Here is a 21,990-nt window from a genome sequence, read left to right as displayed (position 1 = left end):
TATTCTAATCCTATTTGTTTAAAACCGCATTCATCGGATTTCTTGAATTATCTTCGATGGAATACATTGGCTCTTCTTCGTATATTTCGTCTGCAGGCAAATCTTCCTCTGCCATTTCTTTATCTATTAATCGCTGTAAGGCTTCTTTTCTTTTTTCTCTCTCAAGTTTATCTTCAGCAATTTCTTCTTCTTTTCTTGTCACACTAATGATAATTCCGAGTCCAAGACAAGTCATCCAAATCGAACTTCCCCCACTACTTATCAACGGAAGCGTTTGTCCTGTAACTGGCAATAACTCAACAGCAACCGCCATATTGATCATAGCCTGAAATATCATAGGAAAACCGACACCAACGACGACTAATTTTCCGAATATAGTTGGTGCTTTATGAGAAGCTATTACAAAACGAAACAATAACAATAAGTACAAAATTACTATCGAAACTCCTCCAACTAAACCGTATTCCTCTACAATAATAGCGTAGATAAAATCGGAAGAAGATTGTGGCAAAAAGTTTTTCTGAACACTTTTTCCAGGACCTAATCCTCCTAATTTCCCAGATGCAATTGCAATTTTTGCTTTCTCAATCTGATAATCATCTTCATCAGGTTTGTCTGTTGTAAAATTCGTAATACGGCTTTCCCAAGTTGAGACCCTGCTAAAGAACCTTGAATCTGGAAAAGCTTTTGCAACTAATAAGAAGAATGCCAACATTGCAACTCCTGAACCAATGATAAAAGCAATATATTTTAATGGATACTTTCCAATAAATGTCAACATTAAAACCATTGAAAAGATTAACGCTGTAGTTGAAAAGTTCGCTGGTAAAATCAATATTAACGTAATGAAAACTGGAATCCAAAGCTGAATCAATGAGGTCTGAAAAGGCTCATTTTCTTCTTTGGTTTTAGATAAATAACGTGCCACATAAATAAACAAAACGATTGCTGCTAATGTTGAAGTCTGAAATGTGATTCCGATAAAAGGAACCTGAATCCAACGACTTGCATTTGCTCCTGCAATTACAGTTCCTTTTAAAAGCGTATAGATCAATAAAATCCAAACGACTGGAAGCGCAATCTTAGAAATTGCTCTAAAATAGTGATATGGAACTCTATGCACCCAGTAAATAATTAAAAAACCAATACAGATATGCGCCAGATGTTTTACCAAATACCCTAATGTATTTCCTGTCCCATGCCCGATATAGGCAAGATTACTACTCGCACTAAAAACAGGCATAAACGAAAACAAAGCCAATAAAGCCACAAATGACCATATTACTCTATCTCCTTTTAGTTTGTTTACTAGCTCCTTCATAATCTTTTTGTTTCAGGTTTTGTTTTGTTTCAGGTTTCAAGTTTCGTTCAACTTGAAACCTGAAACTCTTTCTTTTCTACAAGTTGTGTACCGCTTGCTTAAATTGTTTTCCTCTGTCTTCGTAGTTTTCAAATAAATCGAAACTTGCGCAGGCTGGAGACAATAAAACTACATCACCTTTTTCTGTTAATCTTTGAGCAGTTTTTACTGCATCATTCATATTATTTACTTCAACCATAATATCAACAACGTTTCCAAAAGCATCGATAATTTTACGGTTATCGATTCCAAGGCAAATAATAGCTTTTACTTTTTCGCGTACTAACGACATTAATTCGTTGTAATCGTTTCCTTTATCAACACCTCCAACAATCCAAACTGTTGGAGCATTCATACTATCCAAAGCAAAGAAAGTAGCATTTACATTTGTTGCTTTTGAATCGTTGATATATTGAACGTTTTGTATTTTTAGTACTTTTTCTAAACGGTGCTCAACACCTTGGAAATTAGATAGACTTTCACGAATCGTTGCATTTCTAATTTGCATCAATTTAGCTACAGAGCTTGCTGCCATGGCGTTTTTCATATTATGTTTTCCTTCTAACGCAATGTGTTCTGTATCCATTGTAAACTCTTCTTGGTTGATCTTTATTTCCATTTTGTTGTTATTTATAGAAGCCCCTTCATCAAATTTTTTCGTCAATGAAAAAGGAATTAGTTTTGCTTTTGTTTTGTTCTTCTTTAACCATTCTGTACTTGCCTCATCATCTGCATCGTAAATGAGATAATCGTTCTCAGTCTGGTTCATCGTTATTCGGAACTTCGAATTGATATAATTTTCATATTTATATTCGTATCGATCTAAATGGTCCGGACTTATATTGGTTATAATGGCAATATCTGGCCTATAATTTATTATTCCGTCTAACTGAAAACTGCTTAATTCAAGAACGTAGGCATCAAATTTATTTTCCGCCACCTGCCAGGCGAAGCTTTTTCCAATATTCCCACCCAATCCTACATTTAATCCTGCATATTTGAGCAAGTGATGTGTCAACATTGTGGTAGTGGTTTTACCATTACTTCCGGTAATCCCGATGGTCATTGCTTCTGTGTAAGGAATCGCAAATTCAATTTCCGAAATTACCTTTACTCCTGCCGCGATGAGTTTTTTTACTATCGGGGATTTATCGGGAATTCCAGGGCTTTTCATCACCACATCTGCATTTAGAATTAAATCCTCTGTGTGCTGCTCTTCTTCCCAAGCAATTTTATTAATGATAAGAACTTCTTTATAGCTTTCCTTTATTTTTCCAAAATCCGATACAAAAACATCGTAACCTTGTTTCTTACCGAGGATCGCGGTTCCTACTCCGCTTTCTCCTCCACCTAAAACTACTAATCTCATTTATCTTAATTTTAGGGTAATGATTGATAAAATGGCCAGCATCACAGCTACAATCCAGAAACGGGTTACAATTTTACTTTCGTGATATCCCTTTTTCTGATAATGATGATGAAGCGGTGACATCAGAAAAATTCTTCGTCCTTCTCCGAAACGCTTCTTCGTATATTTAAAATAACCTACTTGAATAATTACTGAAGCACTTTCTGCCAAGAAAATTCCACAGAATAAAACGATTAATATCTCTTTACGCACAGCAATTGCAAGAACCGCAATGATTCCTCCAATAGTCAAACTCCCCGTATCTCCCATAAACACCGATGCTGGAAATGAGTTGTACCAAAGAAATCCAATAAGCGCACCCACAAAGGCAGAAATAAAAACCGTCATTTCTCCCGAATTGGGGATATACATAATGTTCAGATAATTCGAGAAAATAATATTACCTGAAACGAATGTAAAAATCCCGAGTGCGAGGACAGATATTGCGGAGGTTCCTGCGGCTAGTCCGTCAATTCCATCCGTTAAATTAGCACCATTTGAAACTGCTGTTATAATAAAAATTACTACGGGAATAAATACTAGCCAAGCCCATTTTTCATATCCATCACCCATAAAAGACAATACTTCCGCATAGTCAAACTCGTTGTTTTTTACGAAAGGAATTGTTGTTGCTGTAGATTTTTCTTCGACACCTGCAGGCACAATAACTGTTGAATTTGCAGCAGTTTTAAATACATCTGTACGACCAGTATCAGTTCTTACCGTAACGGCCGGATTAAAATAAAGAACTGCTCCAACGATAATACCAAGACCAACTTGTCCAATAACTTTAAAGATTCCTTTTAACCCTTGTTTATCTTTTTTGAATATTTTGATATAATCATCAACAAAACCAATTGTTCCCATCCATAATGTAGTTACAATTAGCAAAACAATATAAATGTTATGCAATCTTGCAAATAATAAAACCGGAATGAGAGTAGCAAAAATGATGATTAATCCACCCATTGTAGGCGTACCAGCTTTTTCATTCTGACCTGCAAGACCAAGTTCTCGCACAGTTTCTCCTACTTGCTGACGACGCAAAAAGTTAATCACTCTTTTACCATAAATAGTCGATAGAAGCAACGAAAGCATAAATGCCAAAGCTGACCTAAATGTGATGTACTGGAAAACTCCTGTTCCTGGAAGATCCAATGTTTTATCAAAATATTCAAATAAATAGTACAGCATATTTTTTTATTTTTTAAATTCCAATTGTGAAATCCCAAATTCCAATTGTGTGATGGTATTTGAACTTAATTTTTTATTTATTCAGTTGTTCTAAAATTTCTCTTACCGTTTCCATATCATCAAAATGATGGCGAACACCATTTATTTCTTGATACGTTTCGTGCCCTTTTCCTGCGATTAGAATGATATCTTTAGGCTGAGCCAATTGACAAGCTGTTTTAATTGCCTGTTTTCTATCTGTAATTCGCAGCATTTTTTTATAATTGTGTGGCTCAACTCCTTGCTCCATTTCATCCAAAATAACTTCTGGATCTTCATTTCTCGGATTATCCGAAGTCAAAATCGCTTTATCACTTAAATCTGAAGCAATCTTTGCCATAATCGGGCGTTTTGTTTTGTCTCGATTTCCTCCACATCCAACAACCGTAATTAACTGCTCATTTTTAGTACGGATATCGTTTATCGTTTTTAAAACATTCTCCAATGCATCTGGCGTATGTGCATAATCTACAACAGCTGTAATACCTCCATCTGATACGATATACTGAAAACGTCCCGAAACACTCTCTAAATCAGACAGTAAACGCAACGCTTCAAGACTATCAATTCCTAGCTCTACAGCAGTTCCATAAATTGCTAAAACATTGTATGCATTGAATGTACCAATTAGTTTTACCCAAACTTCATTATCATTTACTTTCAACAATAATCCAGACAATTGGCTTTCTAAAATCTGAGCTCTATAATCTGCGTAAGATTTTAAAGCGTAAGTCAGTTTTTTAGCAACAGTATTCTGCAACATTACAGAACCGTTTTTATCATCAATGTTTGATAAAACAAAAGCTGATTTTGGAAGTGAGTCAAAAAATGATTTTTTAACATCTCTATATTCAGCAAATGTTGGATGATAATCTAAATGATCGTGAGAAAGGTTCGTAAAAATTCCGCCTACAAAATGTAGCGCTTCAGTACGTTTTTGATGAATTCCATGCGAGCTTACTTCCATAAAACAATGCGTAACTCCAGCCTCAACCATTTCATTCAAATAATGATTTATAGTCAAAGAATCAGGCGTTGTATGCGTTGCAGGATATTCTGTTTTGTCTACTACGATTTTTACAGTTGAAAGCAATCCCACTTTAAAACCAGCTTTTTCAAACAACTGAAACAATAATGACGCAATTGTCGTTTTTCCATTTGTTCCTGTTACTCCAACTAATTTTAATTTTGCAGATGGATCTTCAAAATAATTAGCTGCCATAAAAGCTAAAGCGGTATTGGTATCTTTTACTTGAACATATGTAACATCGTTTGCAACAGTTGCAGGAAGCGTATCACAAATAATTGCTTTTGCTCCAAGTTCGATTGCTTTCTCTATGTAATCATGTCCATCTGAAAGCGAACCGCGAATTGCTACAAAAATATCATTTGCTTCTACTTTGCGCGAATCAAATTCAATTTTATGAATAGCAATATCTGTTGAACCTTTTACCGATTCAATAGCCACTTTATATAATATGTCTTTTAATACTTTCACGATAATTCTAATACAATTGTTGTGTTTTTACTAATACTGGTTCCCGCTTGAATTGATTGATTCTTCACTTTCCCCATTCCATTTACTTTTACTTTCAAACCTAAATTTTCCAATAAAGCAATTGCATCCATTCCTGGCATTCCTTTTAAATTCGGAATCTCGTTCAGCTTTTTATTAGCTTCAGCCGTATATTTATCATAACTAGCATCCTGTTTTGGAATCCTAGAATCTAATTTTTTAATTTTATTTGTCGAAGGCGCATCAGTAAAAATCTTTTGGGCGATTCTTTTGAAAACTGGCCCAGCAACATCTGCTCCGTAATAGTTATTTCTAGATGTATTTGGCTTATGAACCACTACAATACAAGAATATTTAGGATGATCGGCTGGGAAATAACCTGCGAAAGAAGATGCATAATACATTCCTTCTCTTCCTGCGTTACCATAATTCACCATAGCTGTTCCTGTTTTTCCTGCCATTGAGAAATCTTTCGAATACAACTTAGAACCTGTTCCTTTTTTTACCACATTCGCCAAAACTGCTTTTACTTTTTTTAGCGTTTCAGGCGAACAAACCTTTGGATTCATTACTTCTGTATCGAACTTTTTAATGGTTTTATTCCATTCTTTAATTTCTGATACAAATTGTGGTTTTACCATTACCCCATTATTCGCAACCGCATTATATAAAGTTAAAGTCTGCATTGGCGTAACCGAAACATTGTATCCAAAAGCCATCCATGGAAGCGTAGTTCCTGACCAATGTTTGTCTCCAGGCTGTGGAACATAAGGTCTTCCTTCTCCTTTAAAATGCAATCCTAATGGTTTATTTAAACCTAATTCATTAATATGATTTACAAACTTACGCGGGTTACTTTTATAATTGTCATAAACTGCCTGAACCATTACTGTATTAGAAGAAAGTTCAAATCCGCGTGCTAAAGTAACTTTTCCGTAACCACCTCTATGCGAATCACGAACGGCTCTTCCATAATATCTGATTTCCCCGCCATGGCTATCGTAAACCGTACTTGTGTCAGCTACTTTATCTTCTAAAATCGCCATTAGATCAACCAATTTAAAAGTCGATCCCGGCTCGTGAGATTCAGCAACCGCATAATTTGTTGTTTCGTAATAAGAACCATCTTCTGCTCTTCCTAAATTTGAAATCGCTTTTATGTATCCTGTTTCCGTTTCCATAACAACCACACAACCGTGATCTGCTTCGTAATCTTCCAATTGTTTCAACAAAGCGTGGTGCGCAATATCTTGTATAAAAACATCTATAGTCGAAATCACATCGTAACCATCAATTGGATCTACCTCGTTTACATCACGAATTGGTTTCCATTGCCCTTTTGCAATTTTTTGCTTTAAAATTTTACCATCTTTTCCGTTCAGATAACTTTTAAAAGCCCATTCAATTCCTTTTCCTACCTCTATTCCAGTTGCTGGATCAATACGGTCGTAACCAATTGTTCTTTCTGCAATTTTTCCAATTGGATGTTTTCTAACCGTTTCTTGCTCTACTATAATTCCTCCTTTGAAAGCTCCTAAACTGAACAACGGAAAACCTTTAATTTTCACATACTCAGTGTAACTCAAATTGCGAGCAATGAGGTAATAACGGTTTTTATTTTCACGTGCTTTTCGTAATTCTTTCTGAAAATAACTACTTGGTTTATCTAAAACCGTTGCCAACGAATCTGACAATGGCTTTACATATTTTTCGAAAGTTTCTGTTTTTGGCGCTTTAGCATCAAAACGAATTTCATAATTTGGGATCGATGTTGCCAATAAACTTCCGTCAGCAGAATAAATATTCCCTTTGTTTGCAGGAATCACAAAGTTTCTCACAGTACGCTGTTTTGCCAGTTTTCTGTAATAATCTCCTTCAACCCACTGAATATTGGTTAATTTAACGACAATAGCAATTGCCATCAAAAAGATGAAAACTGCTACGAGGTAAATTCTGTAGGATATATGTTTATCGTCTACTGCCATATTCTTTTAAAGAAACTTTTTTCTTCTTCTTTTGTAACTTCTATTTTAACTGGAGGAACTGTCGACGGAAAAATTTGTTTTTCTAACATTTTATCCGAAATGGTTGACTCCATTTTTAATTTCATCAATTCTGAACGTCGATCTACAAATTCAGATCTCAGCTCTTTTACTTCATTATTTAATTTCGCGATTTCAAAAACCTTTTGTTCGTATCGCTGTGTATTTGCAATCATCAAAATGGCCAGCAGAATTATAAAGACAATAAATCGCCAATTTTTTACTGCATCTTCATGAATCAGGAATCTTGCTTTTAATATGCTAAATACGCCACTTTTCATTATTTCCTACCTTAATATATATTATAGCTTTTCTGCAACTCTTAATTTGGCACTTCTTGCTCTATTATTAATCTTGATCTCCTCATCATCTGGAACAATCAATTTCCCAATTGTTTTGTATGGAACTGAAAAATTTCCGTAAAAATCTCTTTCTGGCTCACCTTCAAACATTCCGTTTTTAATGAATCTTTTCACCAAACGATCTTCTAAAGAATGGTATGAGATTACAGAAAACCTTCCTCCTGGTTTTAAAATCTCCAATGACTGCTCAATAAATTCTTTTAAAACATCCATTTCCTGATTTACCTCGATTCTGATTGCCTGATAAATCTGAGCCAAAACTTTGTTTCGAACTTTCTCCGGTAAAAACTTTTTCAGAACTTCTTTCAATTCTTCAGTCGTTTTGATTGGGTAATCTTTTCTAGCCTCAACAATTGTTCTTGCCAAAACGGGCGCGTTTTTCAACTCCCCATAATCAAAAAAAACACGACGTAAATCCTGTTCTTCATATTCGTTAACCACCCGATAAGCATTTAAATCATTTCTTTGACTCATCCGCATATCTAACTCGGCATCAAATCTTGTTGAGAAACCTCTTTCAGGAACATCAAACTGATGTGATGAAACTCCTAAATCTGCCAAGATTCCGTCAACCGACTTTACTCCGTGAAAACGTAAAAATCTTTTTATGAACCTAAAATTCTCATTTATCAAGGTAAACCTTTCGTCCGGCAATGCATTGGCAAGCGCATCTTCGTCTTGATCAAATGCAAACAGCCTTCCGTTTGGCCCTAATCTTTTTAAAATCTCTTTTGAATGACCACCGCCTCCAAACGTAACATCTACATACACACCATCAGGTTTAATATTTAAACCATCTACTGTTGGATGAAGCAAAACCGGATTATGATATTCCATCTTCGTCGTCATTAATATTTCCCATTACTTCTTCGGCTAAATCTGCAAAATCCATATCTTCGCCGCTAATTGATTTCTCGTATAAATCTTTGTCCCAAATCTCAACAATATTAACCGCAGATGAAAAAACCACATCTTTAGAAATACTTGCAAACGTTACCAAATCTTTTGGAACAAGCAATCTTCCTAATGCATCAACCTCAACTACTTTAACACCAGCAGTAAACCTTCTAATGAAATCGTTGTTCTTTTTTACAAAGCGATTAAGCTTGTTGATTTTTTTCATCATCGCATCCCATTCTACCATAGGATACAATTCTAAACACGGCTGAAAAACAGAACGCTTCAAAACGAATCCGTCTTGAAGAGAAGCCGTCAACTGCTTTTTTAAAGGCGCAGGCATCATTAGCCTTCCTTTAGCATCGACTTTACATTCATATGTTCCAACAATTGTGTTCAAAAAAAACTAGTTAACATGTTATACAGCAAAAATATAAAAAATATTACCACATTTTACCACTTTATACCACTTTGTTAATAAGTTTAACCACTTTACTACCACATTCCATAATCTACAATCAATCAATACTTTAACTATTAATTAACAGATCCTTAAATACATTATTCATTCAAAAAAATAATGCGCTAATTTTCTTAAAAAATTGATTATAATGCACATTTCTTAACATTTGCATGTTTTAACAATTAGCACCTTAACTATTGATTTTTAACATTTTACATATTCTACTGAAATTATCTAGTTAAAAAATGACATCAAAAATTCATTTTTGTTGAATTAACCCTATATTTGTCGAAATTGAAATTGGCATTAGATTAGATGGACAAACACTATAAAAAAGAAGGCAAATACAGCTATTTTGAAGCTGGAGAAGGAACTCCGATCGTTATTCTGCATGGATTAATGGGAGGTCTAAGTAACTTTGATGGTGTAGCACAATATTTCCCAAACAAAGGATATAAAGTTGTTATCCCAGATTTGCCAATATACACCCAAAGCATTTTAAAAACGAACGTAAAAAGTTTTGCGAAATACGTAAAAGACTTTATCACTTTTAAAGGTTTTGACAAAGTAATTCTTTTAGGAAATTCTCTTGGAGGACATATCGCTTTGTACCATACAAAACTTTATCCTGAGAAAGTTGCCGGACTTGTAATTACCGGAAGTTCTGGACTTTACGAAAGCGCAATGGGAGACAGTTACCCAAGAAGAGGCGATTACGAATACATTAAAAAGAAAGCCGAAGATGTATTTTATGACCCGAAAATAGCAACTCCCGAATTGATTGATGAAGTATACGCTACGGCTAATGACCGAATCAAATTAATCAAAACCTTAACTATTGCTAAGAGTGCAATTCGTCACAATATGGCTAAAGATTTGCCAAAAATGACTGTTGAAACTTGCATTATTTGGGGTAAAAATGACTCTGTAACACCTCCAAATGTAGCAGAAGAGTTCCATAAATTACTGCCAAATTCTGATTTGTACTGGATTGACAAATGCGGACACGCCGCAATGATGGAACACCCTCAAGAATTTAACGAAGTTCTTGAAAAATGGCTTACTGAAAAGAATTTATAGCCGTTAAAATTTATTTTTTAGGAGGTTTTAAAACGAAGGAATATGAAAATTAACACCGCCGAATTTATTGTCAGCAATTCTGACGCATCAAAATGTCCGAAGGATTTTTTACCCGAATATGCCTTTATAGGAAGATCAAACGTAGGTAAGTCATCTTTAATAAACATGCTTACCAACAATAAAAACTTAGCCAAAACATCTGGAAAACCGGGAAAAACACAATTAATTAATCACTTCAAAATCAATAACAATTGGTTTTTGGTCGATTTACCTGGTTACGGATACGCTAAAGTTTCAAAGAAAACGAAATCAACTTTTCAGAAGTTCATCACCGATTATTTCGAAACTAGAGAGCAGCTTGTCTGCGCCTTTGTTTTGATTGATATTCGCCATGAAGCTCAAAATATCGACATCGAATTTATGTCTTATATGGGCGAAAGTGAAATTCCGTTCTGCATTATTTTCACTAAAGCAGATAAAATAAGCAAAACGAAAATAGATTCGCATATTGCAGCTTACAAAAAACAGATGTTTGCCAACAACTGGGCCGAAATGCCTCAGTATTTTGTTACCTCATCTACTGAATCTATCGGAAAAGAAGAACTTTTGTCTTACATCGATCAAGTAAATCAAGAAGTTTTTAAAAACAACTCGGAATTTTAAAATTAAATTCCAAAAATTTAAAAACCCATAATAGTTAAATCCCAAATTCCAAGTTTTAAAAATGGAATTTTGGGATTTTTTGAATTTATTAGTGTAGTTTTTGCTTCGTTTTTCTTCTGAAATTTAAAGATTTCCATTCTTTATAAATCAAAAACTGATACAGAATATAAAATAAAGAATTGAAAAACCAGAAATCGAGCACAAATGGTTCTGTAAAAAATACAGAATCGGTATTTCCTGAGAGAAAAATCCCTGCACTACTTGTTACATAAATAATGAGTCCGTTACAGAAATAGAAATAATTATGCTTATGCTTTTTTAAATTGGAGACAATAAAATAGATCGCATAAAACAGCAATGGAATAGATGTTATTGTTATTTCTATTAGATTAAACTCCCAATAAAGCGAAGGTTTATTATAATATTGCCATCCTAAAAAAAGCAGCACGGCCCAAAAGACAATTACCATAATCTGCTTTAATACTTTACTTGAAAAACTTTTATAAAAAAAGAGGTTAAGCGTGATAAACTGGAAAATAAAATAATAGTGCGAAAGGAAGAAATTAGAATTAGGATAAAGAATCCCGATTATATTACAAAGCAATTCTACACAAAACAACAAAACCAAATAAGCTGTTATAATACGATACAATATATCTCTGTTTTTGCAGGTCATATAAAAGCGTATGGCATTAGCTAGCAAAAAAAACAAACCGATAAGACTTACAAGAAAAGCAAACAGCATATAATTTGATTTATCTAGACAATTTACAATAAAAAAACAAAAAATCCCAAACCCAATCTTTGAAATTGGAATTTGGGATTTTTTTATATTGGATTTTCTATTGCTTTGTAAGCTCCAATTTTTCTGCAAAGTAGTCACAGAAGTCTTTCATGGTATCAGACATTTTTTCGTCATCTGTTGCACGTTTAAAAGTGTCCGACATAGCGACTAAAGTCTGGTGGAAGAAAATTTTCATTTCGTCTACCGGCATGTCTTTTGTCCACAAATCAATACGCATGGTTTCTTTTGCTTTGCTGTCCCAAATAGACAACATAATTGCTTTTGCTTCTTCTGCTTGGACTCCACCGTCTTGCGCACTCCATGTTAATTTTTCAGGAACACGGTTTTCGTCCAATTCTATATTAAATTTAATCTCTGAGTTTATATTTGCCATTATTTCTTAGGTTTATATTTTGATTTTTCGAAGATTTCTTTTGGCTCAAGCTTAAACAATTCAGCCAAAGAAACATCACTATTATTTTTCATGTAAGAACGTACCATCTGCCAGCCAATCCAAGCCCCCACTCGTCCTGGAGAATCGTTATCTATTTCTAAAAAGAATTTAGAAAAAGGTGCTGGAGCTATAAATCGCGCTCTCAACTTTGGGTCTTCACTATAAAGCATTTCATTTTCTATGAAATAACGCCACATATAGGCTTCGTTTTCTTCACACCATTTTATTTGCTCTGGAGTATACCCCATTTTTTCTGCGTCTGTATATTCAGGAATCAGCAAATCTTTTGCATAAAGCTGTTTCCCTTCAAAAACCATTTGCGCAACCAAACTCTTATCTATTGAATTTGGAATATTTCTATACGAAAAACTAGAGACTACGTCTGGCATAATTTGTCTTTCTTCAAAGTTCTCTTTTAAATAATTTGGAAACTCATAAAATTTATGATTTTTCCCTAAATACAATTCTAAAGCTACAACCACTAGACTATCTGCATAAATTGATTTTGCATTATAATCCATTTCTCCAATAACCGTAATTACTTTAGGAATTTTAGTTTTAGGAAAATAATATTTTACGTGCTGAAAAAGCTCATTAAACTCTTTGCGAACGGGTTCAAAATTGCTGTATTTTTTCTGAACTTCTTCGTAAACTTCTCTCCAAATCGGATCATTCATTTTCTGAATCCAAACATTATCATCGTTGCCAGGAAAGAAAAACGGGTATTGTTTTTTTATTTTCGGAAGATCTTGCGGTTTAGTCTCAAAAAACACCTTATCAAATCTTTCCACTTTAATATCAACAGGAATTTCTTCTACTTCTTTTTCAACCTTACTTTTTTGATTGCAAGACAAAAAAAACAGGCATAGAACCACTGCAAAGCGATATATTTTCATTTTATTTTAATTAGATTTGTGTTATCAGAATTTTAAGCAGTTGCATACTCAAAATAATTCTGCAAATATACATCCCTGTATCTTAAAACTTAAACTATTATGGCTAAAAAAAGCACAATTCAAACAGAAAAAGTAAATACGCACATTGTAGAGTGGTTAAAAAATTATGCTACTAATGCAAAAGTAAATGGTTTTGTAATTGGAATCTCTGGTGGTGTAGATTCTGCAGTAACTTCAACTTTATGCGCACAGACTGGACTGGACGTTTTATGTGTAGAAATGCCAATTCATCAGGCAGAAAGCCAAGTAACAAGAGGAAGAGAACATATTGATCAACTAAAAAAACGTTTCCCAAATGTTTCTGATGTTAAAACTGATTTGACAGAAACTTTTGAATCTTTTAAAAGTGCCGTTCCTTCAATTGAGGATAAAGCAAAAGTAAATTTAGCTTTAGCAAACACACGTGCGCGCATCAGAATGACTTCTTTATATTATTTAGCAGGAATTCATGGTTTACTTGTTGCAGGAACTGGAAACAAGGTTGAAGATTTTGGCGTAGGCTTTTATACTAAATATGGAGATGGCGGCGTAGATTTAAGTCCGATTGCTGATTTAATGAAATCTGACGTATACGCTTTAGGAGAATTTTTGCAAATTCCGCAATCCATTTTAACAGCCGCTCCTACTGATGGATTATTTGGAGACAATCGTACCGATGAGGACCAATTAGGCGCTAGTTATGACGAGTTAGAATGGGCGATGTTGGCCGCGGAGTCAGGAAAGACGGCATCTGACTTTGAGGGGAGAGAAAAATCTGTCTTTGAAATTTATAAACGATTAAACACCAGCAACAAGCACAAAATGGATCCAATTCCGGTTTGTTTAATACCAAAAACGTTAAAATAATACATTTTAACATTCTCTGCGAGTTATTACAGAATTTATTTATTAATTTTACCGTTCCAAAAACATGAACAATTCTAAAAAAGGTAAAAATTATGATTAAAGTATGTCTAGCAGACAATCATCCTGTGACGCACTTTGGCGTTAAGTCTTATTTTAAAGACCACGATCAAATTTCAATTGTTGCCAACGTAGGCAATTTTTCAATGGTTAGAGATATCCTTCAAACTAAGGAAATCGACATTCTAATCTTAGACTTAGAGTTAGAAGGTCTTTCTAGTATCTTCGAAATCAAATCAATCCTGAAAAATTTCCCAAAAACAAAAATTGTTATTTTCAGTGATCTTGCTGAGCAAATGTACGCTCCAAATGCAATTAAAGCAGGAGTTTCTGGGTATGTACACAAAACAGAAAAACTTGAAACATTAGGTCATTCTATTATTAAAGTACACGAAGGAAAAATCATCATCAACGAAACAGTACGTAAAAACATGGCACTTATTGCTAAACAAAGCAAAAGTGAGCGTTTGTACAGAAAACTTTCTAACCGCGAAATCGAGGTTTTACGCTACTTAAGTGATGGTAAGAAAAACAATGAAATCTCTAAAATCTTAAATCTGAACGAAAAAACGATCAGTACCTACAAACTGAGATTATTAACTAAATTGAATGTTACTAATTTAGTTGACTTAGTAAACAAAGCGAAGACTTTAGAAATTATTTAATTCAAATCGACTAACTTAAATATTTAAGTAATCGAAAATTTATAAAAACTCTATCTTTTTTGATTTATCAAATTAGATAGAGTTTTTCTCTTTTTAGTGATAAGGTACGACTACACGTCCAAGTTTCTTCGAAAAATTATTCAGCAGTTTAGAATAATCTATTACCATACTTAAAACTTCTGAATTGTCTTCTTGCGGATTCGTTAGAAGAGAATTCTTTAATTCTGCAATGATTGCAGACACCAAATACCATCGCATAGCAAATATGGTCTCAGAAACATTCTGCTCAATCGTTTCACTTTTTTGTTTTGGAAAAATATTCTGCCCTTCCCAATTATGAATGGTTAACCTTTCGTCTTCCATTAAAATATTGGTAACTTCTTGAGCAAATTCAGGCTCTAAATGCATCAAATATCTATCTAAACTAAAAGTTTCATTCTGATTATAAAAATCAATAATATTAGTGTAAATATTTTTAAATAAAACATTCGATAGCTCTATCTCATCTTCCTGCAGACTTAGATATATTTTTTCGAATACTTTATATTGTCTTTTTTCTGAAACTTCTTTTACATTTCCTTCTTCATCTGCTTTCAAGAATACATCTTCAAAATCTTCAACGACACTTCCATACAAAAGTAGAACTTCAATGACTTTCCTTTCAAAACCATATAAAATATCAACTTTTTGAGTTTGTTGTGGCGGATAATATCCGGGATCTCCAGGATAATCGTAACCTTCTGGTGGCCCTGTTCTTGGATCATCAGGATCTCCTCCTGAAAACGTACCTGCCTGCGGAGGTTGGTTTCTAACTACTTCAAAAGGCTTTTGTTCCTGCTTTTGTTTTTTATTGGCTTCGGCAATATCTTTCTGAATCAGCTGCGCCAAAGTACTTGTCAAAACCTGCTCAGAAATATCCATAATTCGAGCACATTCCTGAATATATACTTCTCGCTGAATACGATCTGGTATTTTAGAAATACTCGCTACCATGTCACGAATTAGATCTGCTTTTTTTATCGGGTCGTTTTTAGCTTCGCCCATTAAGATTGAAGCCTTAAACTGTATAAAATCTTTACTGTTATTTTCTAAGTAAGCAACTAAATCATCATGCGAATTTTTACGTGCAAAACTGTCGGGATCTTCTCCATCAGGAAACGAACAAACTCGGACGTTCATTCCTTCTTCCAGAATTAAATCGATTCCTCGAATAGAAGCACGCAAACCGGCAGCATCTCCATCAAAAAGAACGGTGATATTTCGCGTCAGACGATTTATCAAACGAATCTGATCTGGCGTTAAAGCTGTTCCAGACGAAGCCACCACATTTTCTATTCCGGCTTGACTGAACTGAATCACATCGGTATAACCTTCAACCAAATAACAATTATTTTGTTTGGCTATAGATTGTTTTGCGTGATAGATTCCGTAAAGAACTTTACTTTTATGGTAGATATCGCTTTCAGGTGAATTCAGATATTTTGCTGCTTTTTTATCATTGGTTAAAATACGTCCTCCAAAACCTAAAACACGGCCCGACATACTCTGAATTGGAAACATTACGCGTCCTTTAAATCGGTCAAACGGGCGATCTTCTCTAGGAATTGTTAAACCTGTACTTTCTAGAAATTCTAACTTGTATCCTTTTCCTAAGGCTTCTTTAGTTAAAGCATCCCAAGTTTCTGGAGAATATCCTAGGTTGAATTTTTTAATGGTTTCATTGGTAAATCCTCTTTCTTTAAAATAAGATAAACCAATTGCTTTTCCTTCTTCAGAATTAACCAAAACATCCTGAAAATATTTGGCTGCGAATTCAGAAACCAAATACATACTTTCTCGAATATCTGTATTTGCTTTTTCTGCTTCTGTCTGTTCGGTTTCTTCAATTTCGATATTGTATTTTTTGGCTAAATATCGAATGGCTTCTGGATAGGTAAATTGTGAATGCTCCATTAAGAACTTGACAGAATTTCCTCCTTTTCCAGTACTAAAATCTTTCCAAATTCCTTTTGCTGGCGAAACCATGAACGATGGCGAACGCTCATCTGAAAATGGACTCAAACCTTTAAAGTTACTTCCTGCGCGTTTTAAATTGACAAAATCGCCGATAACCTCCTCTACTCGAGCAGTTTCAAAAACAGAGTCAATGGTGCTTTGTGAAATCAAAGTGTATTAAATTTTAAAAGTTGAGAGCTAGCAAAAATACGCAAATCTTGTTGGACTTTTAATCATTTTAAATCAAAAAAAGCACCTCTCTCGAGATGCTCTTTTACTAACTAAACTTAATTTTATTTTTAATTGAAATCGAAGCGCAATCCCAAGGAAATATTATTTTGATCGACAGCGTTTTTTTCAAACAAAGGTTGCAAATCATATTTCAAATACAAACTTGTTGCTTTGTAACCGATATATGTACTTAGTCCATAATTAAAATCATTTACATTGAAATTACCCTTTGTTTTTTGTTTCACATCATTTCCAACCGCGTCGTCAAAACATAAAATTTGTTTTGATTTTACTCTAAATCCCGCATAACCTCCTATGCCAAATCTGGCGCTTTTATGTGATTTAAAATAATTAACTCCATCTCGAACTTCTTTCTTAGTAAAATCAAACTCCAAATGCAATGGCACCATTACATATACATTTCTAAATCGAGATTCGTCTAAATGTACTGGACTTGTCACTAAATCGGTTTGCGCGCCATTTTTTTCAAAATAACGATCATCTGTCGCTCGTAGATTATTATACATCAGAGACATTCCGTATTTAAAATGCAGCAAATTATCTTCTTTTAAAATTCTAGTGTTCCCGGTTATTCCCCATTCATAAAAGTGAGACTGCAAGTATTTAAAATCTGAATGGGCAACTTGGCCATCTGTCACTAAATTATTTGCTCCAAAAGCAAAAACAAATTGAGTCGTAGTTCTTTTTGACTGACGTTTATCAACATCTTTTTGTCCGTGATACACTTTCATAGAAGTAAGATTAATGATTGTTTTATCCTCTTTATCACAATCATCACAATCGCCAATTACAAACTTTGTCCCTCTGCCTTTATTTCCATTTTCTGTCCCAATTTTACCATCAACTCTATCTTGAACCAATTGACTTAATTTATTTTCTTCGATCGCGACATTTGTTTCAATATTAGCGGCACGAACTTTAGCTTTATTTAATTTAAGTTCTTCTGCTTTTTCTTTAGAAATTGTTCCTTTTGAAACTTCATTATCCAATGAGTCTACTTCGACTTTTAAAGCATTTTTTTCATCCTCTGTTATTTTTTTAATTTGATCAGCAATGGCTTTTGCCCTTACTTCAAATGGAATTTCCTTATGTTCTCGTCCTTTAGCTGACCCAGTTTCTGGAACAGCATCATCAACCACTTCAAGTTTTACATCTTTAAACCAAATTTGCCCTGGTCCATCCAATAAAGCTCCATAAACAATTGATGTTGCATCTTTTGGCACAAATAAAACAACCTCATATTTTGTCCAATTAGTCGAGCCTTTTATAGGTCTGTTCTGCATATTATCAAAAGCAAGTGTACGAGCAGAATAATAATCGATACGCATCCAAAGTCCAGCCCAAGAATTTACGTTTTCGGTCTTTACATAAGCAGTCATTTTAAGTGTTTTACCCTGATACAATTCAGTTTTTGCCGATTTTCCAAGACTGCCAAAACCTTTTATTTTACTTTGAACTGATTTTATGGTAAAGATATTTTGATCTGCAGATTCAGGATCTTTCTCATAGTTCATTTCATATTTTACAGGGTCATGTTGCCAATAAGACCAGTCTAAAACCTTTTTATAACTGCCACTCTCTTGTGCTGATAATTTAGTTGCCATGACAACTATCATCATAGTAATTAATATAATTTTTTGCATGATTTTCGTTTTTTGATTGATGATTGATGATTTTTTATTTATTCTTTGTAATTCCTATTTGCTATAGCACTTTTTACAGCTTTCAAATTTTTATTAAATTTATCTAGCGCAGACTCTCTATAAGATTGATTTAATTCTGTTTCAGCATTTAACAGCAAATCATTAGGATTTATCGAAACAGCTTTTCTGCTTTTTTTAATTACTTCATCAGCAGATTTTGTTTCAACTTTACCATTGACTTCTGCTAATAATTGTTCTGCAGAAATGTATTTGCTTTTATTTTCAGATTGGTGATTCTCATTTTCAAAAGAATTAACTATTGCACTATCTTCTTTTAAATCATTTTTAACTGAAAACACTGCATTATTCTCAAGTTGTTTTGAATTCTTGTTTTGATTATGAAAGCCAACAGCAGCTAGCGTATTTTTCGTTATTGGTTTCAGATTATGATTATTGATACTTATAGTGTCATCTTTATTTATTCCTACTACATCTGAAGTATCTTTATTTATTTTTTGTTCTAAAACTATTGGTGTCTCCTTTTTTATTTCTGCAGTTTCAGAACGATTAAAATATATTGTGCCAACCAATAAAAACCCCACAACACTCGCTGCGATATAAAGCCATTTTCTTTTTGATTTTTTCTCTGGCTTTTTCTCTTCTACCACACTCAACATCGCATCTAATCGATCCCAGGCTTTGCTGCTTGGTTCAATTTCGCGTTGGTTTAGTTTTTCACGAAAATCCTTTTCAAAATTATTCGGTTCCATTATCTTGTTTTTTTAAAATAGTAATTTGTGTTTGCAGCATTTTTCTAGCGTGCGATAATTGCGATTTCGATGTTCCTTCATTAATTCCTAACATCTTAGCAATTTCATTGTGTTTGTAACCTTCAATTGCATATAAATTGAAAACCATTTTATAGCCGTCGGGTAAAGCATCAATTAAATACTGAATCTGTTCTACGGTAAATTGGCTGTCGATTTCATTAAAGCTTTCTTCTACAAAAAATTCATCTTCGGCAAATTTTACTTTTTTCTGAACTCTTAAATACGAAATGCATTCGTTAACCATAATTCGGCGAATCCAGCCTTCAAAACTTCCTTTATGCTCAAAGTTTTTTAGATTCGTAAATACTTTCATGAAAGCTGTTATCATTACATCTTCTGCCAACTGAATATCTTTTATATATTGACGGCATACACTTAGCATTTTAGAAGAATACTTACCATAAATCTGCTGCTGTGCCTGACGATTGTTCTCGACAGCCAGCTTTATGATTTTGGTTTCTTCTTGATGCAATGGTATAATTTTCATTAATAAGCTTTCGGTTTTGGTTTTAGAAACAGACTTCTATTAGCATAGACGATTGTAGATTTGAAATGGTTGCATGAGGATGAAAAATTTTCAAAAAAATTAATGCCAAAAACTAGATTGGATTATTGGTTCTCATTAATGTAAACTTAAGTAAACTTCTCGCATAAGACATACTAATATCTAAGCATTCTTAAATACATTGGGAATTTCTTTAAACGTTATTAAAAACAAGTTTTTTTAATTAATACTTATTTACGTATTAAATCTATTATATTTACTTTCGAAAAATTTACCAAAAACAAACCTAAACCTAATTAAATGAAAGACAAGTTCTACTCAATTCTCGTTCTTTTTATTGCCGTTTTTTGCTGTAAAAACTGCTCAACCGAATACATTAAAGGCGGAGACAATAAAGCAATCTCCAATTATGAAAAAATGCTTTTCGATAATTCAACAATCCAGGCGGAATTATATGATGAATATAAGGAGACTACGATTAAAATTGCTGGCATACCAATGAAGACTTACAAATTTAGGTATCATTTTGATTTGGATGGGAACACTTATGAAGGAGAACATACTTTTGATGTTGACCTTCCAAAATCAAACAAATTGACTGTTTACTATCTTAAAAGTGATCCGAATTTTAACCTTGCAAATCCAAAATCAGAATTAGCTAAGGAAAAAGAAAAAAACTCTTCTAATAGTAGCTTATATTGGGCGATTGGCTGGGGAATATTTAGCTTGATGGCATTATTTGGCGTTATCAATGAATTTAAGAAAAAACCGGAAGCCGAAACAGAAATGGAAACAGCAGAATAAAATTTACTTCATTATAAACAAAAACCTCTTTTAAAAATTTTAAAAGAGGTTTTTGTTTATCTTATATTTAAAGTCAATTTTTCAATTAAAAAATTATTTCTTCCTCTCAATAACATAATTCACCATCAAAGTCAAAGCGTCTTTGTACTCAGAATCTTCGAAGTTTTGAAGTAAAGAGAGCGCTTCTTGCTGGAATTGCACCATTTTGTTTTCGGCGTAAGCCAAACCATTATTATTTTTTACAAAGGCAATTACTTCTTTTACGCGTTTTTTGTCTTTGTTGTGGTTTTTGATGGAGTTTATCAGCCACTTTTTTTCTTGTTGAGTACAAGTATTTAAAACGTGAATTAAAGGCAAGGTCATTTTTTGCTCTTTAATATCTATTCCGGTTGGTTTTCCGATGGCTTCTTCGCTATAATCAAATAAATCGTCTTTGATCTGGAAGGCCATTCCTATTAACTCGCCGAACTTGCGCATGTTTTCTACCTGAATATCATCTTCTATTACGGCTTTCGCGCCAAGCGCACAACAAGCGGCAATAAGCGTTGCAGTTTTCTTTCTGATGATTTCGTAATAAACATCTTCGGTAATATCAAGTCGACGTGCTTTTTCGATTTGAAGCAATTCTCCTTCGCTCATTTCACGAACGGCTACAGAAATGATTCTTAACAAATCAAAATCACCATTATCGATAGAAAGCAGTAGGCCTTTAGACAATAAATAATCTCCGACCAAAACAGCAATTTTATTTTTCCAAAGTGCATTGATTGAGAAAAATCCGCGACGTCGATTACTATCATCAACAACGTCATCATGTACTAAAGTTGCGGTGTGAATAAGCTCAATTACAGAAGCTCCACGATACGTTCTTTCGTTTACTGTACCGCCAGAAACCATTTTTGCAGTAAGAAAAACAAACATCGGACGCATTTGTTTTCCTTTGCGGTTTACGATATAATAAGTGATTCGGTTAAGCAACGCAACCTTAGAAGTCATCGATTCATGGAACTTTTTCTCGAAAAGTTCCATCTCGGTAAAAATAGGCTGCTTTATTTGAGACGTAATATTCATTTAGATTCCAAATATACTATTTTAAATAAAAATACGTTGTTTATTTTAGGTTAGGATTTAAATATTTTATGTTTTAACCTGAAAAAAAACGCCAAAAATAGCTC

At 33.7% G+C, this 21,990-nt stretch carries 20 protein-coding genes; 5 read left to right on the top strand and 15 right to left on the bottom strand.

Going from position 1 to position 21,990, the window contains the following annotated elements:
• Window positions 1–10: 10 nt before the first annotated feature.
• The 8 genes from OZP10_RS12955 to OZP10_RS12920 all read right to left on the bottom strand — a co-directional run bounded on the left by OZP10_RS12955 (window position 11) and on the right by OZP10_RS12920 (window position 9,218).
• Window positions 11–1,321 carry an FtsW/RodA/SpoVE family cell cycle protein gene (locus OZP10_RS12955; protein WP_281631259.1) on the bottom strand — a complete coding sequence of 437 codons (1,311 nt, stop codon included), beginning with the start codon at window positions 1,319–1,321 and terminating at the stop codon, window positions 11–13.
• Between the two features lie 76 nt (window positions 1,322–1,397).
• A complete protein-coding gene (gene murD, locus OZP10_RS12950; protein ID WP_177210807.1) occupies window positions 1,398–2,729 on the bottom strand; it encodes a UDP-N-acetylmuramoyl-L-alanine--D-glutamate ligase in 1,332 nt (443 codons plus the stop codon).
• Window positions 2,730–3,962, bottom strand: a complete 1,233-nt coding sequence (gene mraY / locus OZP10_RS12945) for a phospho-N-acetylmuramoyl-pentapeptide-transferase (protein ID WP_281631258.1) — start codon at window positions 3,960–3,962, stop codon at window positions 2,730–2,732.
• 73 nt (window positions 3,963–4,035) lie between these two features.
• Entirely contained in the window at window positions 4,036–5,499 is a 1,464-nt protein-coding gene (locus tag OZP10_RS12940; protein ID WP_281631257.1) for a UDP-N-acetylmuramoyl-L-alanyl-D-glutamate--2,6-diaminopimelate ligase, read from the bottom strand.
• A complete protein-coding gene (locus OZP10_RS12935) occupies window positions 5,496–7,502 on the bottom strand; it encodes a penicillin-binding protein (RefSeq protein ID WP_281631256.1) in 2,007 nt (668 codons plus the stop codon). The genes OZP10_RS12940 and OZP10_RS12935 overlap by 4 nt, the downstream gene beginning before the upstream one ends.
• Window positions 7,493–7,840 carry an FtsL-like putative cell division protein gene (locus OZP10_RS12930; protein WP_066032697.1) on the bottom strand — a complete coding sequence of 116 codons (348 nt, stop codon included), beginning with the start codon at window positions 7,838–7,840 and terminating at the stop codon, window positions 7,493–7,495. The genes OZP10_RS12935 and OZP10_RS12930 overlap by 10 nt, the downstream gene beginning before the upstream one ends.
• 21 nt (window positions 7,841–7,861) lie before the next feature.
• Window positions 7,862–8,770, bottom strand: coding sequence for a 16S rRNA (cytosine(1402)-N(4))-methyltransferase RsmH (rsmH, locus tag OZP10_RS12925; RefSeq protein WP_177210811.1), 909 nt, complete (start codon window positions 8,768–8,770; stop codon window positions 7,862–7,864).
• Window positions 8,745–9,218 (bottom strand): division/cell wall cluster transcriptional repressor MraZ, encoded by a 474-nt coding sequence (locus OZP10_RS12920; protein ID WP_035691746.1) that lies wholly within the window; start codon window positions 9,216–9,218, stop codon window positions 8,745–8,747. The genes rsmH and OZP10_RS12920 overlap by 26 nt, the downstream gene beginning before the upstream one ends.
• A gap of 378 nt (window positions 9,219–9,596) precedes the next feature.
• On the opposite strand from OZP10_RS12920, the gene OZP10_RS12915 reads away from it, so the two are divergent.
• Both OZP10_RS12915 and yihA read left to right on the top strand, forming a co-directional pair.
• A complete protein-coding gene (locus tag OZP10_RS12915; protein ID WP_177210812.1) occupies window positions 9,597–10,361 on the top strand; it encodes an alpha/beta fold hydrolase in 765 nt (254 codons plus the stop codon).
• Window positions 10,362–10,403: 42 nt separating this feature from the next.
• Window positions 10,404–11,024, top strand: a complete 621-nt coding sequence (yihA, locus tag OZP10_RS12910; protein WP_177210813.1) for a ribosome biogenesis GTP-binding protein YihA/YsxC — start codon at window positions 10,404–10,406, stop codon at window positions 11,022–11,024.
• A gap of 842 nt (window positions 11,025–11,866) precedes the next feature.
• On the opposite strand, the gene gldC is transcribed toward yihA, so the two are convergent.
• Together gldC and gldB are read right to left on the bottom strand one after the other, a co-directional pair.
• Window positions 11,867–12,202 (bottom strand): gliding motility protein GldC, encoded by a 336-nt coding sequence (gene gldC, locus OZP10_RS12905; RefSeq protein WP_167365406.1) that lies wholly within the window; start codon window positions 12,200–12,202, stop codon window positions 11,867–11,869.
• Entirely contained in the window at window positions 12,202–13,158 is a 957-nt protein-coding gene (gldB, locus tag OZP10_RS12900) for a gliding motility lipoprotein GldB (RefSeq protein WP_177210816.1), read from the bottom strand. Before gldB ends, gldC begins: the two co-directional genes overlap by 1 nt.
• Before the next feature lie 99 nt (window positions 13,159–13,257).
• On the opposite strand from gldB, the gene nadE reads away from it, so the two are divergent.
• Window positions 13,258–14,064, top strand: a complete 807-nt coding sequence (gene nadE / locus OZP10_RS12895) for an NAD(+) synthase (RefSeq protein WP_281631255.1) — start codon at window positions 13,258–13,260, stop codon at window positions 14,062–14,064.
• A 92-nt stretch (window positions 14,065–14,156) separates the two neighbouring features.
• Complete coding sequence (locus OZP10_RS12890) at window positions 14,157–14,786, top strand: response regulator transcription factor (RefSeq protein ID WP_008467169.1); 630 nt, start codon at window positions 14,157–14,159, stop codon at window positions 14,784–14,786.
• Between the two features lie 93 nt (window positions 14,787–14,879).
• Here the strand turns inward: OZP10_RS12890 and dnaG are convergent, their stop codons facing one another.
• From dnaG to OZP10_RS12870, 4 genes are all read right to left on the bottom strand, one after another.
• Window positions 14,880–16,952 carry a DNA primase gene (gene dnaG / locus OZP10_RS12885; RefSeq protein WP_281631254.1) on the bottom strand — a complete coding sequence of 691 codons (2,073 nt, stop codon included), beginning with the start codon at window positions 16,950–16,952 and terminating at the stop codon, window positions 14,880–14,882.
• A 128-nt stretch (window positions 16,953–17,080) separates the two neighbouring features.
• Complete coding sequence (locus OZP10_RS12880; protein ID WP_281631253.1) at window positions 17,081–18,676, bottom strand: hypothetical protein; 1,596 nt, start codon at window positions 18,674–18,676, stop codon at window positions 17,081–17,083.
• Between the two features lie 38 nt (window positions 18,677–18,714).
• Window positions 18,715–19,446, bottom strand: a complete 732-nt coding sequence (locus tag OZP10_RS12875) for a hypothetical protein (protein WP_281631252.1) — start codon at window positions 19,444–19,446, stop codon at window positions 18,715–18,717.
• The gene (locus tag OZP10_RS12870; protein ID WP_111422758.1) at window positions 19,433–19,993 is read right to left on the bottom strand and encodes an RNA polymerase sigma factor; all 561 of its coding nucleotides are present in this window, start codon (window positions 19,991–19,993) and stop codon (window positions 19,433–19,435) included. Before OZP10_RS12870 ends, OZP10_RS12875 begins: the two co-directional genes overlap by 14 nt.
• Window positions 19,994–20,311: 318 nt before the next feature.
• Between OZP10_RS12870 and OZP10_RS12865 the strand changes: the two genes are divergently transcribed.
• Complete coding sequence (locus OZP10_RS12865; RefSeq protein ID WP_281631251.1) at window positions 20,312–20,815, top strand: hypothetical protein; 504 nt, start codon at window positions 20,312–20,314, stop codon at window positions 20,813–20,815.
• 93 nt (window positions 20,816–20,908) lie between these two features.
• Here the strand turns inward: OZP10_RS12865 and OZP10_RS12860 are convergent, their stop codons facing one another.
• Window positions 20,909–21,886 carry a polyprenyl synthetase family protein gene (locus OZP10_RS12860; protein ID WP_281631250.1) on the bottom strand — a complete coding sequence of 326 codons (978 nt, stop codon included), beginning with the start codon at window positions 21,884–21,886 and terminating at the stop codon, window positions 20,909–20,911.
• Between the last annotated feature and the right edge of the window lie 104 nt (window positions 21,887–21,990).

Origin of the sequence: Flavobacterium luteolum (assembly GCF_027111275.1) — a bacterium.
Lineage (GTDB): Bacteria > Bacteroidota > Bacteroidia > Flavobacteriales > Flavobacteriaceae > Flavobacterium > Flavobacterium luteolum.
Note: the sequence above shows the minus strand (reverse complement) of the source record. Positions and strands in the feature narration are given on the sequence as shown.